We start from the raw sequence: 25,036 nt of genomic DNA, 5'->3' as shown, positions 1-25,036 counted from the left end.
TAAATGCGTTACCCACTAAAAAATGGAATTGGTGCTGGTCGTGTGACCAGAGAAAAGATTCTCTGGTCACACGACCCTGCTTGCCTTCATGATCGGATGGTTATGCTATTTAGCTGTTTTGCTTGCGCCGCCAGACGAATCCGCCTGCCGCGCCGGCCATAACTAGCAAACCAACCATCGTAAAGATGACCGTACCGATACCGCCAGTTTCAGGCAGAGTGGAACCGGAGGTGTTAGTAATGTTCATCGAGACTTTACCGGTGGGAATATCGCCATCGGTAGCCGCTTCCTCACCGGGGGTGATGGTCAGGGACTCGATCTTGCCTTTATCATTTTCCACCTTTAGAGTGGCCGCGATAACGAACTTGAAGTAAGCATCGTCCCCTGTCGGCAGGTTGTAGCCTGCAGGAGCCTTGATCTCTTTCAAGTAGTAGGTGTCGGCATCCAGACCAGCGATATTGAAGACGCCACCTTCGGGGGTGGTGATTACCGAGCCCGCGTCGCCGTCAACCCAGGCGCTGATTTTGCCATTTTCAATCTTGGCGCTCTTGGACTTGTCGGAGTTGTACAGACGGAACTGTGCATCCTTTAGCTTGGTTTCGGGATCAGCCGAGTCAACCTTGGTGGTATCAAGCTGGTAGGTGAAGGCCCAAACTTCGTCTTCCGGGGTCTCGCCCAATCCGTCACCATCGTTAACGTCCTTTTGATAAACAACCAAGGACTTGTTGGGGTTCCCCTTACCACCAATCACGGCATCTTCATTCACAGTCGCGGAGTATTCCACGATGACTTCCGAGTCTTTGGTTAGCTCAACGCCCGCGGCTTTCGCAGTGGCCTTCAGATCGGTAAACATAATTTCGATCTGCTTGCCGCCGTTGTATTCAGCGCCGTGGGAATCATCGGTAATATCTGTGACATTTACAGTATCGGGAGTAAGTGCCTTTCCTCCGACTGTTACCTTGATGCCATCAGTTTTTATGTTATCGGGCAGAGTGAAGCCCTTAGAAATGAAGTCTTTAAAACCATATTTATAGGTAGTAAAGTCCGCAATGTTGCTAGGCATAGTACCGGTCAGTTTGAAGGGGGCTTCCTGTCCCACATCGAGATCAGCGGTATCGCCCCATTCCCCATTGGAGTCTTCCTTAATCTTCTTAGTAGAAGTAGGTACCGAGCCCTTAGCCTCAACGTTGACAGTACAACCCGCTACCTTCAGAATCGGAGAAGTAAGTGCTGCAGCATTATTATCGGTATCTTTTACCAGGTAGTAGCCGTGATCAGCTTCGCCCAAGGTTGCCTTGTAGGAGTAAGGAGCCTTCTCACCCGATTTGGTGAAGGTTTTTGCAGTACCTGTAACGTGCTTCGTGGCAATCTTCGAGAACGCGATAACCTTGGAGCTTTCCAGCGTCGATAGTTTTTCTGCCAATTGCGGAGCGCTAGTTACAGCCTTCAGCTCGTCAATGCTGCTGGTTTTCAACTCAGCCAGTAGGGCATCAGAGTCAATGCCGCTTCCCCAGCTGATATCGGTTAGTTTTCCATCGGAAACATTACCATCGAATAGCTGATAAGCGCCGTAAGTATGATCGCCTTCTTGCGCGGTAATGGTAATTTCCGGGGCGCAAGTCTTATCAAGGTTATTGCCGGCAGGACGCACCGGAGATGCCGACGCTAACTGGGCAAAGGACAGCGACAATGCTGCAATCATGCCCAGTAGCAGGAAGAGGCCAGCAAAAAGTCTACTGAACCCCCCCCCACGTGAATAATTTCTAATAGGAGTGCCCATTATTCCTCACTTCCCGTGCTTTCTGCACTTAAAAATCTCAAACAGGGACACAGCTGCATTAACCCTCTTAAATTAAAGCAACATGAATATGGTATCAGTTTAATATTGTCTTCGCATAGGAACCGAAGTCCCATTTGCTGCCTCTCGATAGCTGCGGGACTACCCGGAAGAGGAATCAACTCTCGCATGTAACCGTCGGGCTGTAAACTAAGAAATTCCTGCCCCCGCGACTAGAAACCCTAAGGTTTTAGAGGACCAAAGAAGGGGCGGCACTAAAGATGTCATAGCATTACAGAAACAAGCGTTAAAGTACACTAAGAGGCAGCGAAGCAAGCGGAGGTATTTAATGGGCGATTTTCAACCCGCTTCTGGCCTGCCAAAACGGTCTGAACGCCGCAAACGTAGCGAAACCAGCAACACGGTCTCCTCCTACCTAAAAATCCCAACCGAGAATCCCGGAGAGCCACCGCAAATCACCGAGTCTCCGGTTAAAGCTAGACATTTCGAGCCGCGTCGCGCTCTTCAGAAAGATCGCCGAGAGTTCTCAGATAGTGAGACTCCGGCAGTGAATCATAGCCGGGAGAGGCAGGAAAATAGCGAACACAAGCAGCTATTCCCCGTCCTTCGCCCTCCCCAGAAAGATAAGACCTCCCCGCAGGCAGAGGCTAAACTTACTGCTGCACGCCTGGGGCAGAGCGAAAAAATATCCAACGCCACCTCTAAAATAAAAACGCAGTGGGAGAAGCTGCGTGCCCGCCCGGTTTTTCGGTTGCTGGTGCGGATAGCGGAAGTGATTATCGTCGTGAGCGCAGTCGGAATCCTCGTTGCGACGTTCTTTATGTCGGTGCTGCAAATCCGGGGCGAATCCATGACCCCCACCCTGCGAGATGGGGACTTGGTGGTCGCCAGCCGCCACTCCAGCTTCGCCAGCGGCGACATTATCGCTTTTTACTACAACAACAAAGTGCTACTGAAACGGGTAATCGGGCAACCCGGTGACTGGATTGATATGCGCGAGGACGGCACCATCGTGGTCAATAAGAAACCCTTGCGTGAAAACTATGTCAAAGGCAGCAAAATCGGGAAAACCGATATTAAATTCCCCTACCAAGTGCCCGAACACCGCTACTTTGTATTGGGTGATCACCGCTCCATTTCGGTTGATTCGCGTACCAAAGCCATCGGTACCGTCTCTGAAGACCAAATCGTCGGCAAAGCCATGCTAATCGTCTGGCCCCTACCCCACTTCAGCCCAGTCCGTTAGGAGTATTGCTCGGGGATTAGCCTTTCCGCCCTCACACCAAGAATAAATACGCGTAAAGCTAACAGTAACCCCTGGTAGGGACTATAATTAGTTCGGCAGTATCCATCAGGGAATGGGGATAAGTCATGCAGCAAACCAGACGCGGAAATGTTACCAGAGCCATCCATTCTGCCGAGCTCGAGGGTCAAGCAGTATCTTCTGATTTCATGGATGATGCCAACGAATATATTAAGGAAACTATAAACGCTGAGGAATTGGTCGAACGTACTAAGACTCGGATCATGAAAAGATATTCAGAGAACACAGCCAAGTAACCAATGTAGACCGTTAGCGTCCTCACTAGATATGTAGGTATCAGAAAAATATGCACCCACAAGACCGAGAGACCCAGCACGAATACGGCCAGGAAGATCAGCTTACCCCATACGCCGAGGTGGCTGACTACCCAACCCCGGCAGAAGCTGCGATAGCATTCGCTGACGTTGCGATGAGTCTTGCCGATATGCCGGTGACTGACCCTAGAACTCGCGCCCTAGTGCGTCAGGTGGCAGAACAATCCCTCAGCGCCGATGAAGCCATCAAAATTCGCTTATCCGAGATTCTTAACAAGTAGCATCAGTTGAAGCGAGGCTGAGTTTTATGCTTTGTCAAGAGAAAACTAGACGCTACCTTTCGTTTCTACCAATGCACCTGGAGATCCTATTTGTCTGGGTAATGGGATATCCACAGCTTTGCAAAAAATAGTTTCGAACCATCCTCCCCTCACTATAATTCTTCTGTGAGCACCTACCTTCCACCCGATACAAGTATCTCCTCGATTTTTATAGATGAATCAGGCAGCAGGAACTCCAAGGGAGGATTTTTCGTTATTGGCTTTGTTAAAGTGCGTAAACAAGCATTACTGGCTCGCGCAATTAGGCAAGTTCGCCAGAAGCATCATTACCATAATGAAATAAAGTTTTCTTCCATAAAAACACGTGATTTACCGTTCTACAATGACCTTGCTGAGTTGATAGCGCAATCAGATGTGCGCTTAGGAGGGTCCGTATATAACTCAACCTCCGGATTTACCAGCAGGAAGGAAACTTGGAAACAGCAAGCTGACATGGCGAGACGGCTTGTGGTCGCCAATATCAACCGTCAAGGAGAGCTTGTAAACGTATTTTTAGACCTAGTGCAAACTCCAAGAGGTCAAAGCGTTGCAGAAATCGTAAAGCACGACGCCAACCGAGTTTTAGGGGGCAGATGCGTTATTGAAGCGTATGACATGGACTCGCGCTCTACTGATCTTCTTCAGATGGCAGATTTAGTAGCCAGTTCGATAGCCTATGAGCGCAAAAATGCAAACAAACCAAGTGTAAAACCTGGAAAACGAGTCTCGGCTAAAGCGCGCTTTTCTGCGCGCTTACGTCGAGCATTAGAGCTAGATAGTTTCGATGACACTCGTCATGGGAAAATCAATATTCTAACTATGAACAGTTAAACAGGGCTTGACTTTTGGAACGTACATGCCTGAAAATTGAATAGCAGGTGGTCTTGGCCTAACCAGCCAGCACCCATCTGTCCGGCTGTGATTTACGGTCACTTTCCCGGTAAAAATGCACCATAGGGCTGCATATACATACTCCGTGTGCCTCCTAGAAATCTAGGGGGCACACGCTTTATAAACTGAGGACGAGAAGCGCCGACTCGCGAGCGTTGAGACTTCACTTATGAGAGATGACGAGGCAACCGGCGAAGGCGTGACGACGCCCTCTTTCTAGGATTTGAAACCCCCGTCACCGCTAGATCGCAATCAGGTAAGGGAGATCACGAGGTCTGGACGTAAGGTCAGACAGAAACAGTAATCGTCAGAACCAAACAATTATCGCCGGGAGAGGCAAGGATCGCTCTTAAAGTAATAGAAAGGAGTAAAAATGCAAATCTTCGTTAAGGCAACTCCATGGGAGAACGGCTGGGAATTAGAAATAGCACCTGACCAATACACTCAGGTTGAAAAACTAGCTGACGCGAAAAAGCAAGTTATTGACTACTTAGACACCGTAGACCCCACCCAAAACCACTCAAACTGCGATATTCAAATTTTTTGCCAAAGGAAATATACCCAGCAAGGACTCTGCTAAATTGCCTGCTTAACCAGGCAATTATTAGACATATTCCCCCAACCCAAAACTGAAAAACAGCTAGTCCATTCACATAAATTTTTCGTGCTCAAACTAAATGAGGCACCACACCGCCGTCGCGCTCAAAATACATAAGGTACGCCGTTCACTTGAAAACACCAGCACATTTAACGGACAATAAAAGTGGTCTTTCTTTGGAAGGGCTTCCAGGAGCCGGGGGTTGTCCCCCGGCATTTCCTTAATCCACGAATCCTATTTATCCCGGTAATGGGAACCGCATTGCCAAATTTCTAGTTGAGATTTATTGATTCTGAATACGATTCTATTTTGTCATCAATGCGGACACTCCAGTAACCCGATAAATCACCCTTAAGCGGTTCCGGCTTTCCTATGGAAGTTGTATTCGTTACGCTTAACATCCCTGATAAGCCGATTATTCGGCTTAATGCCTTACGGGGAAAACCCCCGTCACCGCTCGATCGCAACCTGGACGGGGGAATTCACCTTTCGCCTCAGGAATGAACTCCCCCAATCCCGCAGCGCGGCTGCTTACCGCATGTGCACAGATTTGCTTCTACGGCTAATCAGTAGCGCACCAGCGGTGCTGAGCGAAGCGAGAAGCGCTAACGCGGTCAGACCCACAGAACCGGTATTAGATAATGCCGGTTTCTTCCCTGCCGTTGCCGGAGCGCTCTGACCCGGTTTAGGCGAGGAAGCACCCTCACCCGCAGGTTTAGTTTCCGGTTTACCGGTACCAGGGTTAGGGGTAGTTCCAGGCACATCTTCACCTGGTTTCGTGCCGGGTTCAGTAGGATCGGTACCTGGTTGCGCGTCAGCCTTTACGATCACTTTCACCGTGATTTCTTCACTGCTGCCATCTTCATAAGTAACGGTCACTACTGCCGAAAGCTCTCCTGCTTCCTCGGTACTGGGCGCATTACCTTTCCACGCAAACTTGACTTTAGTTAAATCAGTTGGCGCCTTCCCTTTAAACGTAATTACCTTACTTAGTTCCGGCAGCTTCTCACCTTTTTTAACCGTGATCGGATCGGCCTGCGGAGTATAGACATCTTTATCAGGAACGGTCTCAGCTGGGGTCAAATCTTCCCAGCAGAATTCGCCCGAGTCCTTCGCTACCCCAAAGTTGTGGGCGCTAGTGTTATTTTCGAAAACATAGCCGTCTTTAGTTTTAGCTATCAGCTCTTTTGCTTGGTTGATTTCCCAAGTGACCTGCTCAGTATCATTAGGTTTAATCCAATTTGCATTAGGCTCCGATTTCCCATTAGCCACCCATTTATTACAAGGATCGTTCACCTGAGGGGTTTGCGGAATCTTTACCTTGGTCAAGGGTTTAGCATTAACGCTAATCTCCACGACAATGTCTTCACTGCTGCCATCAGCATAAGTAACAGTGATGGTTCCCCTGATATTACCGACTTTGTCCGTGCTAGGTGTCGGCGCTTTCCAAGCGAACTTCACTTTATCTAAATCGGTAGGCATCTGACCGGGAGTATCCGGGAATTTAACCACGTCTTTAAGCTGCGGAAGAGCATCTCCCGCTGTCAAAGAAATCGGGTCAGCGAACGGGTGGTACCGGTCTTTGTCACTCACGCGGGTAAACTTAAATTCCCACGAGGACGTGGCGGAGGGTTTAAGGCTATAACCATCCTTTGCCCTGGCGGTTACGGTAACCGTCACCGGAGCATTCACATCAGCCTGATTGGGACTGACATTTACTGTTCCGGTCACTACTTTTCCGTCAACCAGGTATTCAACGCCCTCTACCTCAGGTAACGTGTAGCTGCCGATATATTCATTCCCGCCTTGGGCAAAGTCGTCATCGCGACTGCTGGGGGCTTTCGGGGTCACATAGGCGGTAAAAGTCCAGGTACCTGTGACGGTTTCGTCTTTAGCTATATTCGTGATTGTCTTAGGTTCCCAGCCCTTGAAGTCATAAATCCCCTTATCGGTCACCACTTGTTTCTTCACTGGTTCAGCCAGGGTCACCGTGCTACCAGCAGCAATATCGCTTTGCGAGGCTGGTAGGAGCTTTTTCACGTCCTCGGGGAGGGCGTCGAAATCGTTAAAGCGGTAAGTGACCGTGTAGGTCTTGGGTGCGTCTTTATAGATGTTGGTAGCAAACTGATTGGTGTTAGTTTTATACGCTAGGAAAATTGCGCTCTTTAACTGTTCCACCTTTGTTTGCGTAGGCATTTTGCTGTACCAGCCCGATTGCTGCAGAATATTATTTTTAAGGTCGTCCTCCACAGCCGCATCCATCAGCTTTTTGAGCTGAGCGTAGGTGGTAATCTGCTGGGTCTTTCCCTCCCAATTAATAGTGATTGGTTTTAGGTTATCTTTCTTAGGAATCCGCTCGGCATATTGAGCTTTTTTGAAATCCGCCATAGTGCGGTATTTACCGTCGCTCACCTTAGAAATAATCACGTCGTCGCTAAACTGAGTATTTTGCGCAACGTTGTCTGGTTTTAGCTGATCAGACAGGTAGGGAACCATACCCTCGTAGTAGCCGTATGCCGAAAGCATTTCCCAGCTTAGGCGCTTAGTGTGGATATCTCCGCTCATACCGTTAGGATTATGGGGTGCTCCATAAATCGGGGTAAACAGGGGAATCGCATAGTAGCCGTTATATTTAGCGGTACCGGTTACTTTCTGCCCATCAACCATGAGTCGATAGGCAACCGCGTTCATATCTACCAGGTCATTGATTGTTTTAAGATTCTTAGCCTCATCGACACTGATATTTTCAAACTTTTCATCTTTGCCGGACAAGGTGGCTTTATTGAATAGCTTTGCTTTGGTGGCATCGTCTTTGGATAAAGCTACCTCAGCTTCTAAATAATCCAGGGTATAGATTAAATCCATCTGGTTGCCGTAATAGGTTTTCAAATCCTCGGCTGTCTGGAAACGGTCAGGGGTTTTATTGCCGTAGGGGTTTTGATCGCTGCGATCAAAAATCTGGTTGAGGTCGAAGTTTGCCCCTTTATCAGTGGGATCGTTCTGATGCCACGGCTCGAACACGCCTCGAGTAATCAGTTCGGCACTCGCCCCGGAACGCTGACCATATCCGGCAAAATGAACTTGATTCGCCATTTGGTGCGTGTGTTCGTGAGCATAGGTGGTCAGCCCGCGGTCGTCTAGACCATTGGCTAACCAGTAGTGGATCTGTCCGCTATTAATGTCGGCCACTCCATCTGCCTGTGTGAAAGTAAAATAGTAGCCTAACGGGGTCATAAACTCTTTAACTCCGCTGGCAACCCCAGCACCCTGTTTAGGCGACCACCGTTTTGCAGCAGAAGTCTCATTCGGGTTCTTAATCTGCTGGTTGTCCCATACGCGGCGGTTACCTACAAGTTGTGCGCGTTGTTTATCCTCTTTTGCTAGGCGATACCAAAAATCTAAATAGTCGGCTTGACGTTCAGCAGCATATTCGACCTTGTTGTCAAAAGCCTCTAGTTCTGCCCTATAGGCATCTGGATCAGCATCTTTGAGTGCTCGATTCACATAGGTGTCGGTCAGACCATACATGATGGACTCCACTGTCGAAGCCACATACAGAGAGTTCTCTGACACGTTCAACAGGGCAAGTAGCTCCGCCTGACCATTTGCTTCACCCTTGAGCTTATCGAATACCCGATAGGGAGCAGTTGGGTTTGCTTTCGACTTCTTTTCATAAATTACTGCTTTAGAGGTTTTCCAAAACCAATCAGCAGGGTTTTTACCGGTCTTAGTCACCTGGTCATTGAGAAAAGTACCTAAATCGGTTTGGTCAGCTATCTTCCCACCTAAAACATCCTTAAACAGTTTAGGAGTAGACAACATTTTGCGTTGGTCGGCGCTCTGCTGCCCAATAGCTTTGACTATATCCAGGGGAGCGTATTCTTTCCCGAAAGCATTATTTTCCGTCATCAGCTGGCGAGCAACCGTAGCGCCCTCTTTTATGTTGAAACCATAGTTACGTTGCAGATAGGCAGCGCCAATCAGGAAACCAGCAGTATCGCTTTTAATCGCGTTTACATAATAGGTGACGTCTTTATTCTTCCCCGCAGCAGCTACCTGAGAATCTGCTTTTATCATTAGCGGGAGGATGGTGGGTAAATCCTGTTTGATTTGGTTGAATGCGCCCTCCATATCGGAAGCGAGTAAGTACTCTTCTTGTAGTGCCTGGAGCACTACCTCTTCCGGGACATCATTAAGGGTAGGGTACTTATCTTTATTGTCCTTCCAAATCGCAACTTTTTTGTTTAGTTTCTCGGCTGCCGTGAAGTTGGTCTTTGCAAGTTTGTCCCGGATGGCTTTATCGCGAAAACCAACGTTCTGGAGGTCAGCGAGAACCTGATCTACCACTTGCTGAACCTGTTGCTCTCCTAAAGCGTCTGCGGCATAAGCACGGGAGACAGCCACCGAACCCGCAATGGTGAGCGTTAAGGCGGTTGCTAAGGCTAAAGCCAATAGTTTAGATAGGCTCTGCGCGAGTTTTCCACGGAATGGAACAGAATAATCCCTCATAATTCCCCAATGCTGTTCGACGCGATATTTTCAACCAATAAAGACTTTTGCATTTTCTTACGCAAGTATCCCCTAGCGACCTTGGGTGAGGCAATAAATTGTTGGGTAAAAACCCAAAAATGTTAAGAACAGCTCACTGCCATTGATCTGAGTACTAAACAGTGTCTGGCTGGCGGCAGACCCGGGGTATAGCCCGAAATTAGCCCCTAAAAAACGAATCAAGGAAATAGGGGTTAATACCCTACGTAACCACCCCAATAATCACACTCAGGTGGAAGAGAATTGGAAAAACCCCGCCACCGCTGGATCACAACGAGGACGGGGTTTGGCGCGCTCGACAGGATTCGAACCTGCAACCTTCTGATCCGTAGTCAGATGCTCTATCCGTTGAGCCACGAGCGCATTTGCCGTTGCCTTAGCAACTACCTCAGTTTAAGACAGAGCTAATAAGGCCTCCAAATCCGCGAGGGCTTATTTAATGTGATTCACACACTAGCGTTGCGGTGGGAACATACTGCGCGAGGGCTAGGTTTTATCCGAGTGGGCGCGGTGGGCATAAGAATTCGGAAAACGCCGCTACGTTTTCCGAATTCTTGGGCGGGAGGAAAAACCTAGCCCTCGCGCTCATTGCGTCGCCCGCAGGCCACGGCAGGTAACGCTAAGCGCAGAGGCAGATTTATGCCGAGGGGTCACAGCCGGTACCAGATGCGAGAGAGACACGCTATTTAAGGAGAGCGGGGAGGAGGATTTATGCCGATCAGGCTAGGCGGGCGTAAAACTCAGAAAAGACTCTAGTCTTTTCTGAGTTTTTGGGCGAGAGGCTAAAGCCTCCTCCCCGCGACACTCCTCCACGGTAAATTTCGGCAACTCCACGCAACCTAATCGGTAACGAACTGCATAAACAGCTCGTTTAAGGACTGGGCGTCCTCATCGGTTTTGCAAATAACCAAGATAGTATCGTCACCAGCAATGCAGCCGAGCACCGCATCAAACCACGCCATATCGATCGCGCCCGCGAGTAGCTGAGCCCCTGCCGCCGGGGTGCGCAGCACTACCTGGTTATGCACTACTGCAGACGATACCAGCAGGTCTTGACACCATTTAGCTAACTTTTCATTACCGGGATCTTCCTGTCCCCGCCGTACTCGCACCGGATAGGGCTCGGGCAGCATATAGATAGTTTTTCCACTGCTAGCGCGCACTTTGGTGGCGCGTAATGCTAAAAGATCGCGCGACAAAGTGGCTTGGGTGGTGGGGATTCCGCGTTCAGCCAAGTGGTTCAGCAGTTGCGACTGGCTAGAGATTTCCTGTTGGCTGAGGATTTCACGGATCGCTTCCTCGCGCGCAGCCTTTGTGGTCGGTACGGTTGCCATGCCCCTATCTTCCCATTACATGCGTTCGGGAGCTACCACTCCGCAAAGATCTAAACCATTTTCGAGCACTTGCCGCACGGCCTCATTAAGGTGCCGGCGTGCCACGTGCGCAGCGGTTATGTCCTCACCAGAGCGGGGAATCACGCGACATTGGTTGTACCAGGTGTGATAGCCAGCCGCCAGTTTTTCCAGGTAGCGAGGAATCCGATGGGGTTCGCGTTCTTCCGCGGCCAGTTTGAGTTCTGCCGGGTATTGCGCCAGAACCCCTAGCAAATCCTTATCGGCTTGGCTAGACAGCGCGGAGGCTTCATATTCGCCATCGGCTTTCACTCCGGCTTCATCAGCGTTGCGGCCTACCGAACAAGTGCGGGCATGGGCGTATTGCACATAGTAAACCGGGTTTTCATTGGTGTGGGAGCGCAGCAAATTGAGGTCAATATCGACCGTGGAATCCATCGATACTCGCACCAGCGAATAGCGGGCAGCATCTACTCCTACTGCCTCTACCAGGTCATCTAGGGTAATCACGGTGCCGGCGCGTTTCGACATTTTTACTTCCACGCCGTTTTCTTTCAGATTCACCATCTGCCCGATAATGATCTCTAGGCTTTCCCCCGGCTTACCCCCGAAGGCTGCACACATGGCATACATGCGGTCAATATATCCGTGGTGGTCAGCCCCCAGAATCAAAATTTCGTGGGTGGCTCCCCGGCGCTGCTTATCCCGGTAATAGGCAATATCGGCTGCAAAATAGGCGGGATCGCCATCGGACTTTAATATCACCCGGTCTTTATCATCCCCATATTTAGTGGACTTTAGCCAGGTGGCGCCATCTTGCTCATAGATTACCCCGCGGGAACGCAGCTCTTCGATCGCATCAGTTACTGCCCCGGAAGTGTGTAGCTCGTCCTCGTGAAAGAAAACATCAAAATCGGCGCGGAAATCGTGCAAACAATCTTTGATCTCCGCAAACATCAAGGTGGTGCCGGCTTCCCGGAAGTATTCTTCCGCCTGCGCTTCCGGTAGCTCTGCTAGCTGCACGTCCTCTGCTTTAGCGCGTTCAGCCACTTTAGTGGCAATATCTAGGACGTACTGCCCGCCGTAACCATCTTCCGGCACCTCTTTGCCTTGCCAGCGCGCCAGAAGCGACTTGGCGAACCGGGTGATCTGGGCGCCGTGGTCATTGAAATAGTATTCGCGAGTAACCTTTGCTCCGCAGGCTGAAAGGATCCGGCAGAGGGTGTCGCCGACTGCCGCCCAGCGTCCTCCCCCTAAATGAATAGGGCCGGTGGGGTTGGCTGATACATACTCTACGTTGATGTTTTGCCCGCTCAAGGCATCGCAGTGTCCGTATTGTTTACCGGCCTGTAAAATCGTGGAAACTAGTGCCCCGGCTGCGGCGGCTCCCAGCCAAATATTTACGAATCCCGGTCCGGCTACCTCTGTTTTTGAGACGCCTGTTACCTGGTCAAGCTGGTCGGTAATTTTGGTGGCAAGATCGCGCGGAGCCATACCTGCTTTCTTTGCCAGCTGCATAGCCACGTTAGTTGACCAATCACCATTATCGCGTGAACGCGGACGCTCAACTTTCACGGTTTCCGGAATAACCTCCGGGGCTAAACCGATTTCGGCTGCCTGGGTGACAAGAATCTGGCGGATTAGGGCACTTAGTTCTTCTGGAGTCATACTTTAAGCCTAGACTGCCAGGCGTATTTCTCGCCAAATCTGGCGAGCTAGCCCACAATGGTAGCCAGCTGGCACAATGGGGGTATGAGTGAGCAGGTTTACCACAAGGTTGATAATCGACATCCCGAAGCTCTGGAGCTTGAAGAGCTGGGGCTAAAGTGGCTAGCGGAGCCAATGGCCAAAGGCGGGGCGCACGTAGCGAAAGTCGCGGCTTCCGGACACGGGTTTTTAGACACCGAACTAATCCCCTCTACCGCTATCACCAGCGAAGCGGCGCGGGCTTTCGGGGCGGCACTGGCGATTACCCATGCGGGTGGAGCTGATTGGTTTGGTCAGCCTCCTCTAGGTTATTCCGGCCCCGGCTACATGGGTCGCTCCCGCCTAGAATTAATTTATGAGGACGCCGGGCAAAACTGGGGTGAGTTTTTCGCTGATCATAGGATTATGCCTAACCTGCCGCCTGCCCTGGATAATGGTTCAATCGATTCCGCCGGAGCGGCAGTATTAGAGCAGCTGGCCGCACGCCTACGGGACGGAATCTTCGACGTCCCCCAACCGGATCTCATTAAAACTAAGGCAGCTAGGATCCACGGTGACCTGTGGACCGGGAACGTAATGTGGGCGCCCTCGAGAGCGTTAAAGCATTTTCCTGCTAGTGCGGGACTGGGTGATAAGTTGGATCAACCACTTCCTGAGGTGGTGGGAGTACTCATCGACCCGGCTCCCTCCGGCGGACATGCGGAAACTGATTTAGCGGCGCTGGGAGTATTCGGCCAGCCCTATCTCGAGGAGATCTACCAGGGCTACAACCAGGTGTCACCGCTGGCTTCCGGGTGGCAAGAACGTATCGGTTTGCATCAAATCCATATGCTGGCGGTACACGCTAACCTGTTCGGAGGATCTTACGGTGCCCACACTGTGCAGTTAGCTAGCCAATATCTGTAAAACCGGGTAGAGCCGCGGGTAAGCTCTACGTATTTTGGGTTACGCCAAGACGGGGGGCAGATTTCGGGCGCAATCTTTGCGTAGCTGGCAAACGGGTTAGGCTAGTTTCATGAATCACATCATTGCCTTACTTATGGGAGTGCTACTGTTAGCCGGTTCTGCCTGGATACGTCACGGCAGTGCGAGGGCGCGTTTTTGGATACCGAAGAAAAAGAAAGATGTTTCTCGCTCCGGCATCCTGATTATGGATGAACGGTGGGTATTAGTGTTTATACCAGCTCTGGGGTTGTTCTTTTTGGCGATCGGAGCCACCCTGCCCGCAAACGCCACGCCGAAACCTGTCAACTATCTGCTACTGACAATCTGTTTAGTCAGCGCATTTATCGGACTGGTGGGGATTATTTGGGGGTTAACCAACCTGTATTATCCGGAGGGGCTGCGGCCCGCTTGGCTGCGCGGCTACTATCGTCAGCTAGGATTTGCACCTTCTCGCGGTACTCGTTTGGCACCGGCCTGGTATCGCAACCAGGTGCAAGATGATAAGTTCGAGAATCCCCGCGAGAATCCGAAAGACCAAAACAAGATAGCTACGGGCGAGGAAAAACCGAAAAATACTCGCCCCAGCCAGCAAAATCGCAAGAAAAGGCGCCCCCACTAAAACCGCAGGTAGCAGCCAATACTTAACTTGCTGCGCCTGAATAAGGCATGGCTAGGTATCCAGAAAACACCCAGAAAACATCCAGAGTGAAAACAGTTGCTGGTGTCAATATGGGGACACAACAGATAAGAGGAGATCGAGATTCATGACTAATAGCAATGATTCGACCCAACCCCAAAACGGTAGCAATCCGATTGATGACTGGGAAATGGACGATTGGCAAAGCGCCGGCTGGCCCGGCGAAATCCCAGAACCGAGCGGCGACAGTTTTCCGCCGCTAAGCCCCGGGAACACCGACACCTTTAATGCCAGCGAGGCCGAGGAAGCACGTCCCGAATTAACCGGCAGGATCACCGATATTCAACCTGGAAACCCGGCGATTAGCGACGAGGCGACCTCCTCTTACAGTGGGATCAGTTCCCAGACAGATCCGGGTTTCCCTACTGGGCAGACTGCTCCTGAGGAACACTCCTCCCCTTACAGCTTCGGGACTAACGAGTCATCCCCCTCGCAAACCACAAGTTCCTTCTCTAATGGCTTTGGCACGCAACAGACGGCAGATACTGCCGATTTCCCCTACTCCCCCTCCTCGCAGGAATCATTTTTACCCCCGGAACAGCCCGCTTGGGAACCATCCCCCATGCCCGCTAAACGCAAAGAAAAAACTAAACGTGGCCCTGGCTGGCTGGCAACTATCGCCATTGCGCTAGCAGCTGCCCTGTGCGTATGGTTACTACCTTCCGATTGGGGTTCGCGTACCACCTCTCTGGGTAAATCTCCTGTGAAAGTGGCAACCGAGGCTCCGGTAGTCCAGGCCAGCGCCAAGAACACGAACTGGGAGACAGTCGCCAAAACGGTTCAGCCCTCAGTGGTGGCTATCCAGGTAGCTTCCGGTAATTCGGGAGAGACCGGATCCGGGGTGGTTTTTGATGAGGCCGGACATGTGATTACTAACTACCACGTAGTAGCCTCCGCGATTTCGGGCAACGCAAAAGTCCAGATAGAGCTGTTTAACGGGAAAATCTATGACGCCAAAGTTTTAGGTTCCGATGCTTCTACCGATTTGGCGGTTTTAGAGTTCGTGAGTCCTCCCAAAGATTTACAGATGGCGGCACTCGGTAGTTCTACTGGTTTGCGGGTAGCCCAGCCGGTGGCGGCTATCGGTTCTCCGCTAGGACTGGAAAATACCGTTACTACCGGAATTATTTCTGCCCTCGATCGCCCGGTAGTAGTCACCCAATCGGCAGAGGGCTCGGGCGTACAGATTCCCGGCCTGAATGATCGTTCCGGTGCTGGCCAGCAGGTAGTCACCAACGCTATCCAGGTCGATGCCGCGATCAACCCCGGTAACTCTGGCGGCCCCCTTTTCGATGCCTCTGGGAAGGTTATTGGGATTACCTCCTCGATCGCCTCCCTAGGATCCACAAATGGCGGTCAGGCGGGCTCGATTGGGATTGGTTTCGCTATCCCAGTGAATCTGGTGCGTAACGTTGCCGACCAGATCATTACTTCCGGAAAAGTAACTCACGCCATGTTGGGAGTCACGATTGACACCGCGGTTGCCAAGATCGGGGGAGAATCCCGGATGGGAGCGCGGGTTTCCACGGTAGTTCGCGGCTCGGGCGCTGATCGCGCCGGCCTAAAAGAGGGAGATTTGATCACCAAGATTGATGACTACCAGGTGGGATCGGGAGTAGCGCTGACCGGCTATGTGCGCTGGTATAACCCAGGAGACAAAGTAAAACTCACGGTGCTACGCCAAGATGGCACCCACGAGATTGAGGCCGAGTTGGGAGCACAAACTAGCGATAGGAAGTACAGACGGTAGCTAATGACAAAAGTTGAGCCCGCCGGATTTCCGGCGGGCTCAACTTATATACAGAACTCTAGGAGAAGATCGAGCGGAAGAATCCGCCGAACCAAGAGAATACTCGCACGAAGAACACCCGAACTTTCACTACGAAGCTATCGGAGTCATCTGCTTGTTCATCCGGCTGGACGGTCGGCTCAGGTACCGCAGTAGGTGGCTCATCCGGAATCGGAGCCTCCGTAAAGGTAGGTTCTGGGGTGGTAGGTTCTACGCTCGGCTCAGGCTCCGTGGTGGGCTCGGGAGCCGGAGTAGTCGGATCCTCAGTTAGCTGGGGTTCCGCAGTAGTCGGATCCGGGGTTGGCTGCGCACTTTCACTGGGAATCTCCGGCTGAGTCGGTTCAGTCGTAGGTTCGGTGGTGGGATCTTCGCTTTGGCTAGGATCTGGATCCACGGTTGGCTCGGGAGACTCAGTAGTTGGATCCTGGCTAGGCTGAGGCACCTGCGTAGTGGGATCCGGTGTCGGTTCAGCCGGTTCAGACCCCGCCGGGTATCCTAGATGCTTCTCCAAACCCTGCAATGCCAAGGCAACGTCAGCGTCACTAATCGGGTTGTTGAAGTCTTTAACTCCCGCCATACCGGCAGCCATTAAATCACCCTTGCAGGTATGGTCTACCCCCAAAAGATGCCCCAGCTCATGGGCAACCGTAGATACCTGGGTAAGCCAACCGCTGCGATCTAGACGCAGATACAGAAGCCTCTGCGCGGCATAGGCGGTGCCAAGCGCTTTGCCTTCAGAGTAGGGAGAGTCAATTACCCGCACTGGGCGATCAGCCATCGAGTCCACGTATTTAAACTTGATTTTCCCGCCGCTACGTTCGGTCCACATCTTCGTGGCGGCGTCAATCGCTGGACGGAACTTAGTATTCCCCAAGTACAGCGACAAAGTATAAGAATCGGCGCTGGTAGCACCAATTAAAAAGGTATCCAGATTGGTGATCGACTGTCCCTTTGCTACCTGATTATGCATCACCCGGCATTCTCGCACCGTGGGTGTCCGATCAGCTGCCTGTACGTTCTGGCTCCCCGCAACAGCGAACAGCCCCGCTAACGCCAGGCTGGCCATCGACAGAGTAGACACCAAAATATTCTTTTTTCGACTCATACCCATACTGAAATCGTATCAACTAGGAACATTAAAACAAAGTGATAGCTAGATTTTTATTGAGAACTTTGACATACCTGGCGGTTAGCGGAACTCCGAATCCAAAATCTGCGCGTTAAAAGCTGCGGGGGCTTGCCTAGCTCAATTTGCTAGGCAAGCCCCCGCAAGGAACTCAACAATTTAGATTAGAGATTCAGACCAAAAGAGTCTTCGAAATTAATGCCCGCCAAGAAGTCGTCATCAATATCGGGAATCTTGAAGTCATCAGCAGACCAACCCATCTTGGCCATCGCTTCCTCAGTAGGCTCCACACTGGCATCACGGAACATCGACAGACCGGTACCAGCCGGAATCAGCTTACCGATAATCACGTTCTCCTTCAGGCCTACCAGCGGATCCTTCTTCGCCGCCATCGCGGCATCAGTTAGCACCTTCGTAGTCTCCTGGAAGGAAGCTGCCGACAACCAAGAATCGGTAGCTAGCGAAGCCTTGGTAATCCCCATCAGTTCCGGACGAGCCGCAGCCGGCTCCCCGCCCTCGGAAACTACCTTGCGGTTAATCGAGCGGAACCGAATCGAATCCACCAAAGTCCCCGGCAACAGGTCAGTGTCGCCCGACTTCAGCACGGTTACCCGCCGCAACATCTGGCGCACAATCACCTCAATATGCTTGGAGTGAATATCCACGCCCTGCGAACGGTAAACCTCTTGCACCTCGGTTACCAGCTGTTTTTGGGTGGAGTTAACGCCCAAAATACGCAGTACTTTCTTCGGATCCAAGCGACCCTCAGTCAGCTGCTCGCCTACCTCCACATGGTCACCGTCAGAGATAATCAGCTTCATCCGGCGCGGAGCGTCAATAATCAGATCATCTTGACCATCATCACGCACCACTACCAAATGGCGAGGTTCACCCGGTTCGTCAACTACCTTGACGCGCCCAGCGGCCTCGGTAATCAAAGCTTCACCCTTGGGGGTACGAGCCTCGAATAGCTCCTGTACACGCGGCAAACCCTGAGTAATATCAGCGGCGCCAGCCGCACCACCGGTGTGGAAGGTACGCATGGTTAGCTGGGTACCGGGCTCCCCAATCGACTGGGCAGCAATAATCCCCACGGCCTCACCAATATCGACCCGTTTACCAGTCGCCAGTGAACGTCCGTAACAAGACGCACAAGTGCCAGCTTCGGACTCACAGGTCAATACGGAACGTACCGGAATGTCGGTGACTCCCGCCTCGATCAAAACGTCAATCTCGGCGTCGCCCACATCGGTGCCTTTAGCAAACACCAAGTTGCCGTCCTTATCGGTAACATCCTTAGACAAGGTACGACCATAAGCGGTGGTCTCTACGATATCCAGCTTGTAAACCTTGCCATCTTCACCGGCGCTACCAATCGGCAGCACTAGGCCACGGCGAGTACCACAATCCTGTTCGCGCACAATAACGTCCTGCGAAACGTCCACCAGACGACGAGTCAAATAACCCGAGTCGGCAGTACGCAAAGCGGTATCGGCCAAACCTTTACGGGCACCGTGAGTAGCGATGAAGTATTCGAGCACCGACAGACCGGAACGGTAATTCGATTTAATCGGCTGCTCAATCAGCTTCTGCTTCGGGTCAGCCACCAGGCCACGCATACCGGAAATCTGCCTGATCTGATCCCAGTTACCACGAGCACCAGAAGAAACCATCCGGTTCACCTGGTTACGAGTCGGGAAGTTCTCCCGCATTGCCTCGGCAACTTTAGCAGTACATTCGGTCCACAAATCCACCAGTTCGTTATAGCGATCCTGAGCCGTAATCAAACCGAGATCGGCGTCCTCTTGTACCTGGGTAGCCTTTTCGTCATATTCTTCAAGAATCTTCGCCTTGGCCGGCGGTTCCACTACGTCAGCGAAACCAATTGTAGTACCCGACCAGGTTGCCCAATGGAAACCAGTTTCCTTCAAAGCATCCAAAGACGCCGCCACATTGCCCTTGTCGTAACGCTCGGCCAAAGTATTGACAATCCGAGAAAGCCCCTTCTTGTCAATCTGCTCGTTAACGAACGGGTAGGAAACTGGCAGCGCTTCATTGAAGAAGCAACGCCCAATCGAAGTTTCAAACTCTACCGGATCGCCCTCTTCGAAGCCTTCCGGAGCCTGCCAATCCTTTGGCGGCACCGTGCCCGGCTCAAAACGAATCAGCGCCTTAGCGTTAATATCCAGGCGGTTCTGGTCATAGGCCATAATGGCTTCACCCAGAGAAGAGAACTTGGGGGTAATCGGGTTTCCGTCCTCGTCGGTTGGAACCGGTAGCGACGGATCCGGATCCGAAGTCAAGTGGTAAATCCCAATCACCATGTCCTGGGAAGGCATAGTAACCGGGCGGCCATCAGCCGGCTTCAAAATGTTATTCGAAGACAGCATCAAAATCCGTGCCTCAGCTTGAGCTTCCGCGCCCAGCGGCAGGTGAACAGCCATCTGGTCACCATCGAAGTCCGCGTTGAACGCGCCACAAGCTAGCGGGTGCAACTGGATAGCTTTACCCTCAATCAAGATCGGTTCGAAAGCCTGAATACCTAGGCGGTGCAAAGTAGGTGCCCGGTTCAGCAATACCGGGTGCTCGGTGATGACCTCATCGAGGACGTCCCACACCTGCGGACGCTGGCGTTCCACCATCCGCTTTGCAGCCTTAACATTCTGGGCTTCCTGCCGTTCTACCAGGCGTTTCATTACGAACGGCTTGAACAGCTCCAAAGCCATCTGCTTAGGCAGACCGCACTGGTGCAGCCTGAGCTGCGGACCTACCACGATCACCGACCGACCAGAATAGTCAACCCGCTTACCCAATAGGTTCTGACGGAAACGTCCCTGTTTGCCTTTGAGCATATCGGACAGTGACTTCAGTGCGCGGTTACCCGGGCCAGTCACCGGACGTCCGCGGCGACCATTATCGAACAGGGCATCCACCGATTCCTGCAGCATCCGCTTTTCGTTATTCACGATGATCTGGGGGGCACCCAAATCCAGCAGTCGCTTTAAACGGTTATTACGGTTAATCACTCGGCGGTACAGATCGTTCAGATCGGAGGTCGCAAAGCGGCCTCCGTCTAGCTGCACCATCGGACGCAGATCCGGAGGAATCACCGGGATGCGATCTAGCACCATCGAATCCGGTTTATTCCCGGTCTGCAAGAAAGCAGACACCACTTTCAGCCGTTTCAAAGCACGAGTCTTGCGCTGACCGGTACCGGTCTCCACTTCCTCTTTCAGCTTTTCGGCCTCGGCCTTTAGGTCAAAGTCCTGCAAGCGTTTTTGCACCGCTTGCGCGCCCTTATCACCCTTAAAGTAAATGCCGTAGCGCATTTCCAAGTCGCGGTAAAGCCGCTCATCACCCTCCAGGTCGCCTACCTGCAGTTCTTTGAAGCGGGTGAATACCTCGTCCCGGCGAGTCAGTTCGCGATCCAGCTTGCGCCGCATCTGAGTGACCTCTTTATCGGCGGTTTTGCGGATCTTTTCCTTTTCGGAGTTCTTAGCGTCCTTGGCCTCTAAGGCCGCTAGATCTTTTTCCAGTTTTTCCTGGCGAGCCACAATCTGCGCCTCGAAGCGTTCAGTAAAACGCTGTTTTTCCAGGCTGAGCTCGTTTTCTAGATTCGGTAGATCCTGGTGGCGGGCGTCCTCGTCGACCTCGGTAATCATATAGGCCGCGAAATAAATGACCTTCTCTAGGTCTTTGGGCGCCAGATCCAGCAGGTAACCCAAACGGGAGGGCACACCCTTGAAATACCAAATATGGGTAACCGGGGCGGCCAATTCAATATGACCCATGCGTTCGCGACGCACCTTAGAGCGAGTAACCTCTACCCCACAGCGTTCACAAACGATGCCCTTATAGCGCACTCGCTTGTATTTACCGCACGCACATTCCCAATCCCGGGTGGGACCGAAAATACGTTCACAGAACAGGCCGTCCTTTTCGGGCTTCAGGGTGCGGTAGTTAATAGTTTCCGGCTTCTTGACTTCCCCGAATGACCATTCCGCCACGCCCTCGGCGGTCGCCATGCCGATATGTAGTTGATCGAATTTCGTTGCATCCATAATCGACTCTTACCTTCTCTTCCCTGCTGCCTAGATTTCTTCCAAAGAAACATTGGGGTTTGGCCGCGAGCCAATATTGATCCCCAACTCTTCGCTGGCGCGCTCAGCACCGTCATCGTCTTCAGCCAGGGACACCACATTATCTTCGGCGTCTAAGGCCTCCACATTCAGGCAGAGGGAGCGCATTTCTTGTATGAGGACGCGGAACGATTCCGGAATGCCAGGCTGCGGAATATCCTCGCCCTTAACAATCGCCTCATAGACCTTTACGCGGCCGGTAATATCATCCGATTTCACGGTGAGCAGTTCCTGCAGCGAATAGGCGGCGCCATAGGCCTCCATCGCCCACACTTCCATCTCCCCGAAACGCTGGCCACCGAACTGGGCTTTACCACCCAAAGGCTGCTGCGTAATCATCGAGTAAGGACCGGTGGAACGAGCGTGAATCTTGTCATCTACCAGGTGGTGCAGCTTCAGCATGTACTTGTAGCCCACCGAAATCGGGTAGGGGAACGGTTCACCGCTGCGCCCATCAAATAATTGCGCTTTACCGTCCGCATTGATGAGGCGATCCCCATCCGCGTTCGGGCGGGTGCAACTGAGCAGACCGGTCAGCACGTCCTCTTCCACACCGTCGAATACCGGGGTGGCCACCTTTTGACCGGCCGGAGCTTGCAGGCCTTCCTTAGGTAGTTTCTCAATCCACTTGGCGCCTTCTTCTGCCAGCAGGGAAGTATCCCAACCCTGATGAGCGATCCAGCCCAAGTGGAACTCCAGTACCTGCCCGATGTTCATACGGCCAGGCACACCCATGGGGTTCAAAATAATGTCAACCGGGGTGCCATCCTCTAAGAAAGGCATATCTTCGATTGGCAGAATCTTGGAAACCACACCCTTGTTACCGTGACGACCAGCCATCTTATCGCCAATGGTGATCTTACGGCGCTGCGCGACATATACGCGCACCATGTGTTTTACCCCGGGAGGTAGTTCGTCGTCTTCATCATTAAACTCGCGAACCCCGATCACAATCCCGGTTTCGCCGTGCGGCACACGCAGAGAAGTGTCCCGCACCTCGCGGGCTTTCTCCCCGAAGATGGCGCGCAGCAGGCGCTCCTCACTGGTCAGCTCGGTTTCACCCTTCGGGGTTACTTTCCCGACCAAAATATCGCCAGCCTGTACCTCGGCGCCGATACGGATAATACCGCGTTCGTCCAGGTCAGATAGGGCGTCCTCGGAAATATTAGGAATATCGCGAGTGATTTCTTCTAGACCCAGCTTAGTTTCGCGGGCATCGATTTCGTGTTCTTCGATATGGATCGAAGTGAGCACGTCATCTTGGACTACCCGGCGGGACAGAATGATCGCGTCCTCGTAGTTGAGACCTTCCCATGACATGTAGGCAACCAGCAGGTTCTTACCCAAGGCTAGTTCCCCATGATCGGTTGCCGGGCCGTCAGCGATCAGATCCCCGATCTCTACCCGGTCACCGGCAGCCACCCGTACATGCTGGTTGTAGCAGTTACCGGGGTTGGAGCGGTGGAACTTGTCTAAGTTATAGGTGAAGTAGGAGCCGTCATCGCACATTAGCTGTACATGCGCCGCATCGGCTTCTACTACTACCCCGGCATGGTCGCTAACTATCGCTTCGCCCGCATCCATTGCGGTACGCTGTTCCATACCGGTACCCACTAGCGGAGCTTCGGTGGTCAGCAAGGGAACTGCTTGGCGCTGCATGTTGGCACCCATGAGGGCCCGGTTGGCGTCATCGTGTTCTAGGAACGGAATCAGGGCGGCAGCGACTGAAGTCATTTGCCGCGCCGAAACGTCCATGAAGTCTACTTCTTCGCGCCGCATTTCCTGCGGGTCTTCCCCGGCAATTCTGCACAGCACCAACTCTTCAGCAAAAGAACCGTCATCATTTAACGGAGCTGAAGCCTGGGCAATATTGTAACCGGCCTCTTCGTCAGCGCTTAGGTAGTGAACCTCGTCGGTGACTTTCCCGTCTTTAACTACCCGATAGGGGGTTTCAATAAACCCGAAGGAGTTTAAGCGTGCGTAGGTTGCCAGCGAACCGATCAGACCAATGTTCGGGCCTTCCGGAGATTCAATCGGACACATCCGGCCATAGTGGGACGGGTGCACGTCGCGAACTTCCATGCCGGCGCGGTCGCGAGAAAGACCGCCCGGCCCGAGTGCGGACAGGCGCCGCTTGTGGGTTAGCCCCGAAAGCGGGTTGTTTTGATCCATGAACTGGGACAGCTGCGAAGTACCAAAGAATTCTTTGATCGCGGCCACTACCGGACGAATGTTAATCAGCGACTGCGGGGTGATAGCCTCCGCGTCCTGGGTGGTCATGCGTTCGCGTACCACGCGTTCCATCCGGGAAAGCCCGGTGCGAATCTGAGCCTGGATTAGTTCGCCCACTGCGCGAATCCGGCGGTTACCGAAATGATCGATATCGTCGGTTTCTACCCGCACATCAATGATTTCGCCATCCTCGTTGGTGGCCGACACCGTCTGGTCGCCTTTTTGCAGCGCCAATAGGTATTTGAAACCAGCGATAATATCGTCCAGCGTCAAAGTGGAGGCGTGGATATCACTGGTAAGACCCAGTTTCCGGTTAACCTTGTAGCGACCGACTTTGGCCAGGTCATAACGCTTGGGGTTGAAGTAGAAACCTTCAATCAAGTTACGGCCGGCTTCTGCGCTAGCCGGTTCGCCGGGGCGGATCTTGCGGTAAATATCTGCCCGGGCATCATCGGTGGACTGAATGTTATCCGAATCTTTTTCCAAGGTGGAAAGCATGATCGGATAGTCTTTGAACTCTTCGCGGATTTCTTCCGCGGTCATACCCAGGGCACGCAGGAAAATGGTGCCGGACTGTTTCCGGCGCCGGTCGATGCGGATACCTACGTTTTCGCGTTTGTCGATCTCTAGCTCGAGCCAGGCACCCCGGGAAGGAATGAACTTACAGCCGTAGATGTCCTTGTCTGAAGTCTTGTCGGCGACTTTTTCGAAGTAGACGCCAGGAGAGCGCACCAGCTGAGAGACGACCACCCGCTCGGTACCGTTAATAATAAAGGTTGCCCGCGGAGTCATCAGCGGGAAATCCCCCATAAACACGGTCTGCGATTTAATTTCGCCGGTGTTTTCATTCATGTATTCCGCGGTTACGAAGATGGGAGCCGCATAGGTGTAATCCTTGGCTTTGCATTCTTCAATGGAATACTTGGGGGGCTCAAACTTGGGGTCGGAAAACGACAGCGACATGGAGCCAGCGAAGTCTTGGATCGGAGAAATTTCTTCAAAAACTTCCTCTAACCCCGACAACACCGGATCGGTGCGATGGGTCGCTTTTGCTTTTTCTTCTGCACTCTCGCGCCACTGAGGGGTGCCTAAGAGCCATTCAAAAGATTTCCTTTGAATGTCAAGCAGATTCGGAGGAGCCATAACTTCCTGCAGTTTTGCAAACGACAGGCGAGAGGGCTTATTGGCGGATGCGGTTTCAGCAGCCAAAAGGATTCCTTTCGGACGACGTAACTTCGCGCGAATTTCTGGTTTCCGGCCCCTTCCGGGCGCTGGTTGTTCTTCCGATCGCCTTGCGCATTTTTAGGGCGAATCAA

Annotated in this window: 15 protein-coding genes and 1 tRNA gene; 7 read left to right on the top strand and 9 right to left on the bottom strand. The window is 52.3% G+C overall.

Features of this window, described 5'->3' with window-relative positions:
- Positions 1-109 precede the first annotated feature (109 nt).
- On the bottom strand, positions 110-1,780 hold the full coding sequence (locus E6072_RS01670; RefSeq protein ID WP_316693309.1) for a SpaH/EbpB family LPXTG-anchored major pilin: 1,671 nt from the start codon (positions 1,778-1,780) through the stop codon (positions 110-112).
- A 346-nt stretch (positions 1,781-2,126) separates the two neighbouring features.
- Here E6072_RS01670 and lepB point away from each other — a divergent pair, with 346 nt between their 5' ends.
- From lepB to E6072_RS01650, 4 genes are all read left to right on the top strand, one after another.
- Positions 2,127-3,044 (top strand): signal peptidase I, encoded by a 918-nt coding sequence (gene lepB, locus E6072_RS01665; RefSeq protein ID WP_316693307.1) that lies wholly within the window; start codon positions 2,127-2,129, stop codon positions 3,042-3,044.
- Positions 3,045-3,169: 125 nt separating this feature from the next.
- Positions 3,170-3,358, top strand: a complete 189-nt coding sequence (locus E6072_RS01660; RefSeq protein WP_316693306.1) for a hypothetical protein — start codon at positions 3,170-3,172, stop codon at positions 3,356-3,358.
- A 50-nt stretch (positions 3,359-3,408) separates the two neighbouring features.
- Complete coding sequence (locus E6072_RS01655) at positions 3,409-3,657, top strand: hypothetical protein (protein WP_316693304.1); 249 nt, start codon at positions 3,409-3,411, stop codon at positions 3,655-3,657.
- 165 nt (positions 3,658-3,822) lie between these two features.
- Positions 3,823-4,527: a DUF3800 domain-containing protein gene (locus tag E6072_RS01650; RefSeq protein WP_316693303.1), complete on the top strand. Its 705-nt coding sequence runs from the start codon at positions 3,823-3,825 to the stop codon at positions 4,525-4,527.
- 930 nt (positions 4,528-5,457) lie between these two features.
- On the opposite strand, the gene E6072_RS01645 is transcribed toward E6072_RS01650, so the two are convergent.
- The 5 genes from E6072_RS01645 to argS all read right to left on the bottom strand — a co-directional run bounded on the left by E6072_RS01645 (position 5,458) and on the right by argS (position 12,753).
- The gene (locus tag E6072_RS01645) at positions 5,458-5,586 is read right to left on the bottom strand and encodes a type II toxin-antitoxin system YoeB family toxin (protein WP_316693302.1); all 129 of its coding nucleotides are present in this window, start codon (positions 5,584-5,586) and stop codon (positions 5,458-5,460) included.
- A 130-nt stretch (positions 5,587-5,716) separates the two neighbouring features.
- Entirely contained in the window at positions 5,717-9,694 is a 3,978-nt protein-coding gene (locus E6072_RS01640; RefSeq protein ID WP_316693301.1) for a ZmpA/ZmpB/ZmpC family metallo-endopeptidase, read from the bottom strand.
- Positions 9,695-10,020: 326 nt separating this feature from the next.
- Positions 10,021-10,096, bottom strand: a tRNA-Arg gene (locus E6072_RS01635).
- A 476-nt stretch (positions 10,097-10,572) separates the two neighbouring features.
- The gene (locus E6072_RS01630) at positions 10,573-11,067 is read right to left on the bottom strand and encodes an arginine repressor (RefSeq protein ID WP_278619252.1); all 495 of its coding nucleotides are present in this window, start codon (positions 11,065-11,067) and stop codon (positions 10,573-10,575) included.
- 15 nt (positions 11,068-11,082) lie between these two features.
- Positions 11,083-12,753 carry an arginine--tRNA ligase gene (gene argS, locus E6072_RS01625; RefSeq protein WP_278619254.1) on the bottom strand — a complete coding sequence of 557 codons (1,671 nt, stop codon included), beginning with the start codon at positions 12,751-12,753 and terminating at the stop codon, positions 11,083-11,085.
- An 84-nt stretch (positions 12,754-12,837) separates the two neighbouring features.
- On the opposite strand from argS, the gene E6072_RS01620 reads away from it, so the two are divergent.
- The 3 genes from E6072_RS01620 (at position 12,838) to E6072_RS01610 (ending at position 16,184) form a co-directional block, all read left to right on the top strand.
- Positions 12,838-13,698 (top strand): fructosamine kinase family protein, encoded by an 861-nt coding sequence (locus E6072_RS01620; RefSeq protein WP_278619255.1) that lies wholly within the window; start codon positions 12,838-12,840, stop codon positions 13,696-13,698.
- Positions 13,699-13,807: 109 nt separating this feature from the next.
- Positions 13,808-14,356 carry a hypothetical protein gene (locus E6072_RS01615; RefSeq protein WP_278619257.1) on the top strand — a complete coding sequence of 183 codons (549 nt, stop codon included), beginning with the start codon at positions 13,808-13,810 and terminating at the stop codon, positions 14,354-14,356.
- Between the two features lie 145 nt (positions 14,357-14,501).
- Positions 14,502-16,184: a trypsin-like peptidase domain-containing protein gene (locus E6072_RS01610; protein WP_316693299.1), complete on the top strand. Its 1,683-nt coding sequence runs from the start codon at positions 14,502-14,504 to the stop codon at positions 16,182-16,184.
- Between the two features lie 58 nt (positions 16,185-16,242).
- Here E6072_RS01610 and E6072_RS01605 read toward each other — a convergent pair whose 3' ends face one another.
- The 3 genes from E6072_RS01605 to E6072_RS01595 form a co-directional block, all read right to left on the bottom strand.
- Positions 16,243-17,328, bottom strand: a complete 1,086-nt coding sequence (locus E6072_RS01605; RefSeq protein WP_278619259.1) for a hypothetical protein — start codon at positions 17,326-17,328, stop codon at positions 16,243-16,245.
- A gap of 185 nt (positions 17,329-17,513) precedes the next feature.
- Positions 17,514-21,413 carry a DNA-directed RNA polymerase subunit beta' gene (locus E6072_RS01600; protein ID WP_316693338.1) on the bottom strand — a complete coding sequence of 1,300 codons (3,900 nt, stop codon included), beginning with the start codon at positions 21,411-21,413 and terminating at the stop codon, positions 17,514-17,516.
- A 27-nt stretch (positions 21,414-21,440) separates the two neighbouring features.
- Positions 21,441-24,929 carry a DNA-directed RNA polymerase subunit beta gene (locus E6072_RS01595; RefSeq protein WP_316693296.1) on the bottom strand — a complete coding sequence of 1,163 codons (3,489 nt, stop codon included), beginning with the start codon at positions 24,927-24,929 and terminating at the stop codon, positions 21,441-21,443.
- Between the last annotated feature and the right edge of the window lie 107 nt (positions 24,930-25,036).

Source organism: Varibaculum cambriense (genome assembly GCF_032557235.1).
GTDB lineage: Bacteria > Actinomycetota > Actinomycetes > Actinomycetales > Actinomycetaceae > Varibaculum > Varibaculum cambriense_C.
This window is presented reverse-complemented; position numbering and strand designations above follow the sequence as displayed.

Coding starts and splice junctions, on each gene's coding strand:
- E6072_RS01670 (WP_316693309.1), bottom strand. CDS start 1,780: ATGGGCACTCCTATTAGAAATTATTCACGTGGGGGGGGGTTCAGTAGA.
- lepB (WP_316693307.1), top strand. CDS start 2,127: ATGGGCGATTTTCAACCCGCTTCTGGCCTGCCAAAACGGTCTGAACGC.
- E6072_RS01660 (WP_316693306.1), top strand. CDS start 3,170: ATGCAGCAAACCAGACGCGGAAATGTTACCAGAGCCATCCATTCTGCC.
- E6072_RS01655 (WP_316693304.1), top strand. CDS start 3,409: ATGCACCCACAAGACCGAGAGACCCAGCACGAATACGGCCAGGAAGAT.
- E6072_RS01645 (WP_316693302.1), bottom strand. CDS start 5,586: ATGTTAAGCGTAACGAATACAACTTCCATAGGAAAGCCGGAACCGCTT.
- E6072_RS01640 (WP_316693301.1), bottom strand. CDS start 9,694: ATGAGGGATTATTCTGTTCCATTCCGTGGAAAACTCGCGCAGAGCCTA.
- E6072_RS01630 (WP_278619252.1), bottom strand. CDS start 11,067: ATGGCAACCGTACCGACCACAAAGGCTGCGCGCGAGGAAGCGATCCGT.
- argS (WP_278619254.1), bottom strand. CDS start 12,753: ATGACTCCAGAAGAACTAAGTGCCCTAATCCGCCAGATTCTTGTCACC.
- E6072_RS01620 (WP_278619255.1), top strand. CDS start 12,838: ATGAGTGAGCAGGTTTACCACAAGGTTGATAATCGACATCCCGAAGCT.
- E6072_RS01615 (WP_278619257.1), top strand. CDS start 13,808: ATGAATCACATCATTGCCTTACTTATGGGAGTGCTACTGTTAGCCGGT.
- E6072_RS01610 (WP_316693299.1), top strand. CDS start 14,502: ATGACTAATAGCAATGATTCGACCCAACCCCAAAACGGTAGCAATCCG.
- E6072_RS01605 (WP_278619259.1), bottom strand. CDS start 17,328: ATGAGTCGAAAAAAGAATATTTTGGTGTCTACTCTGTCGATGGCCAGC.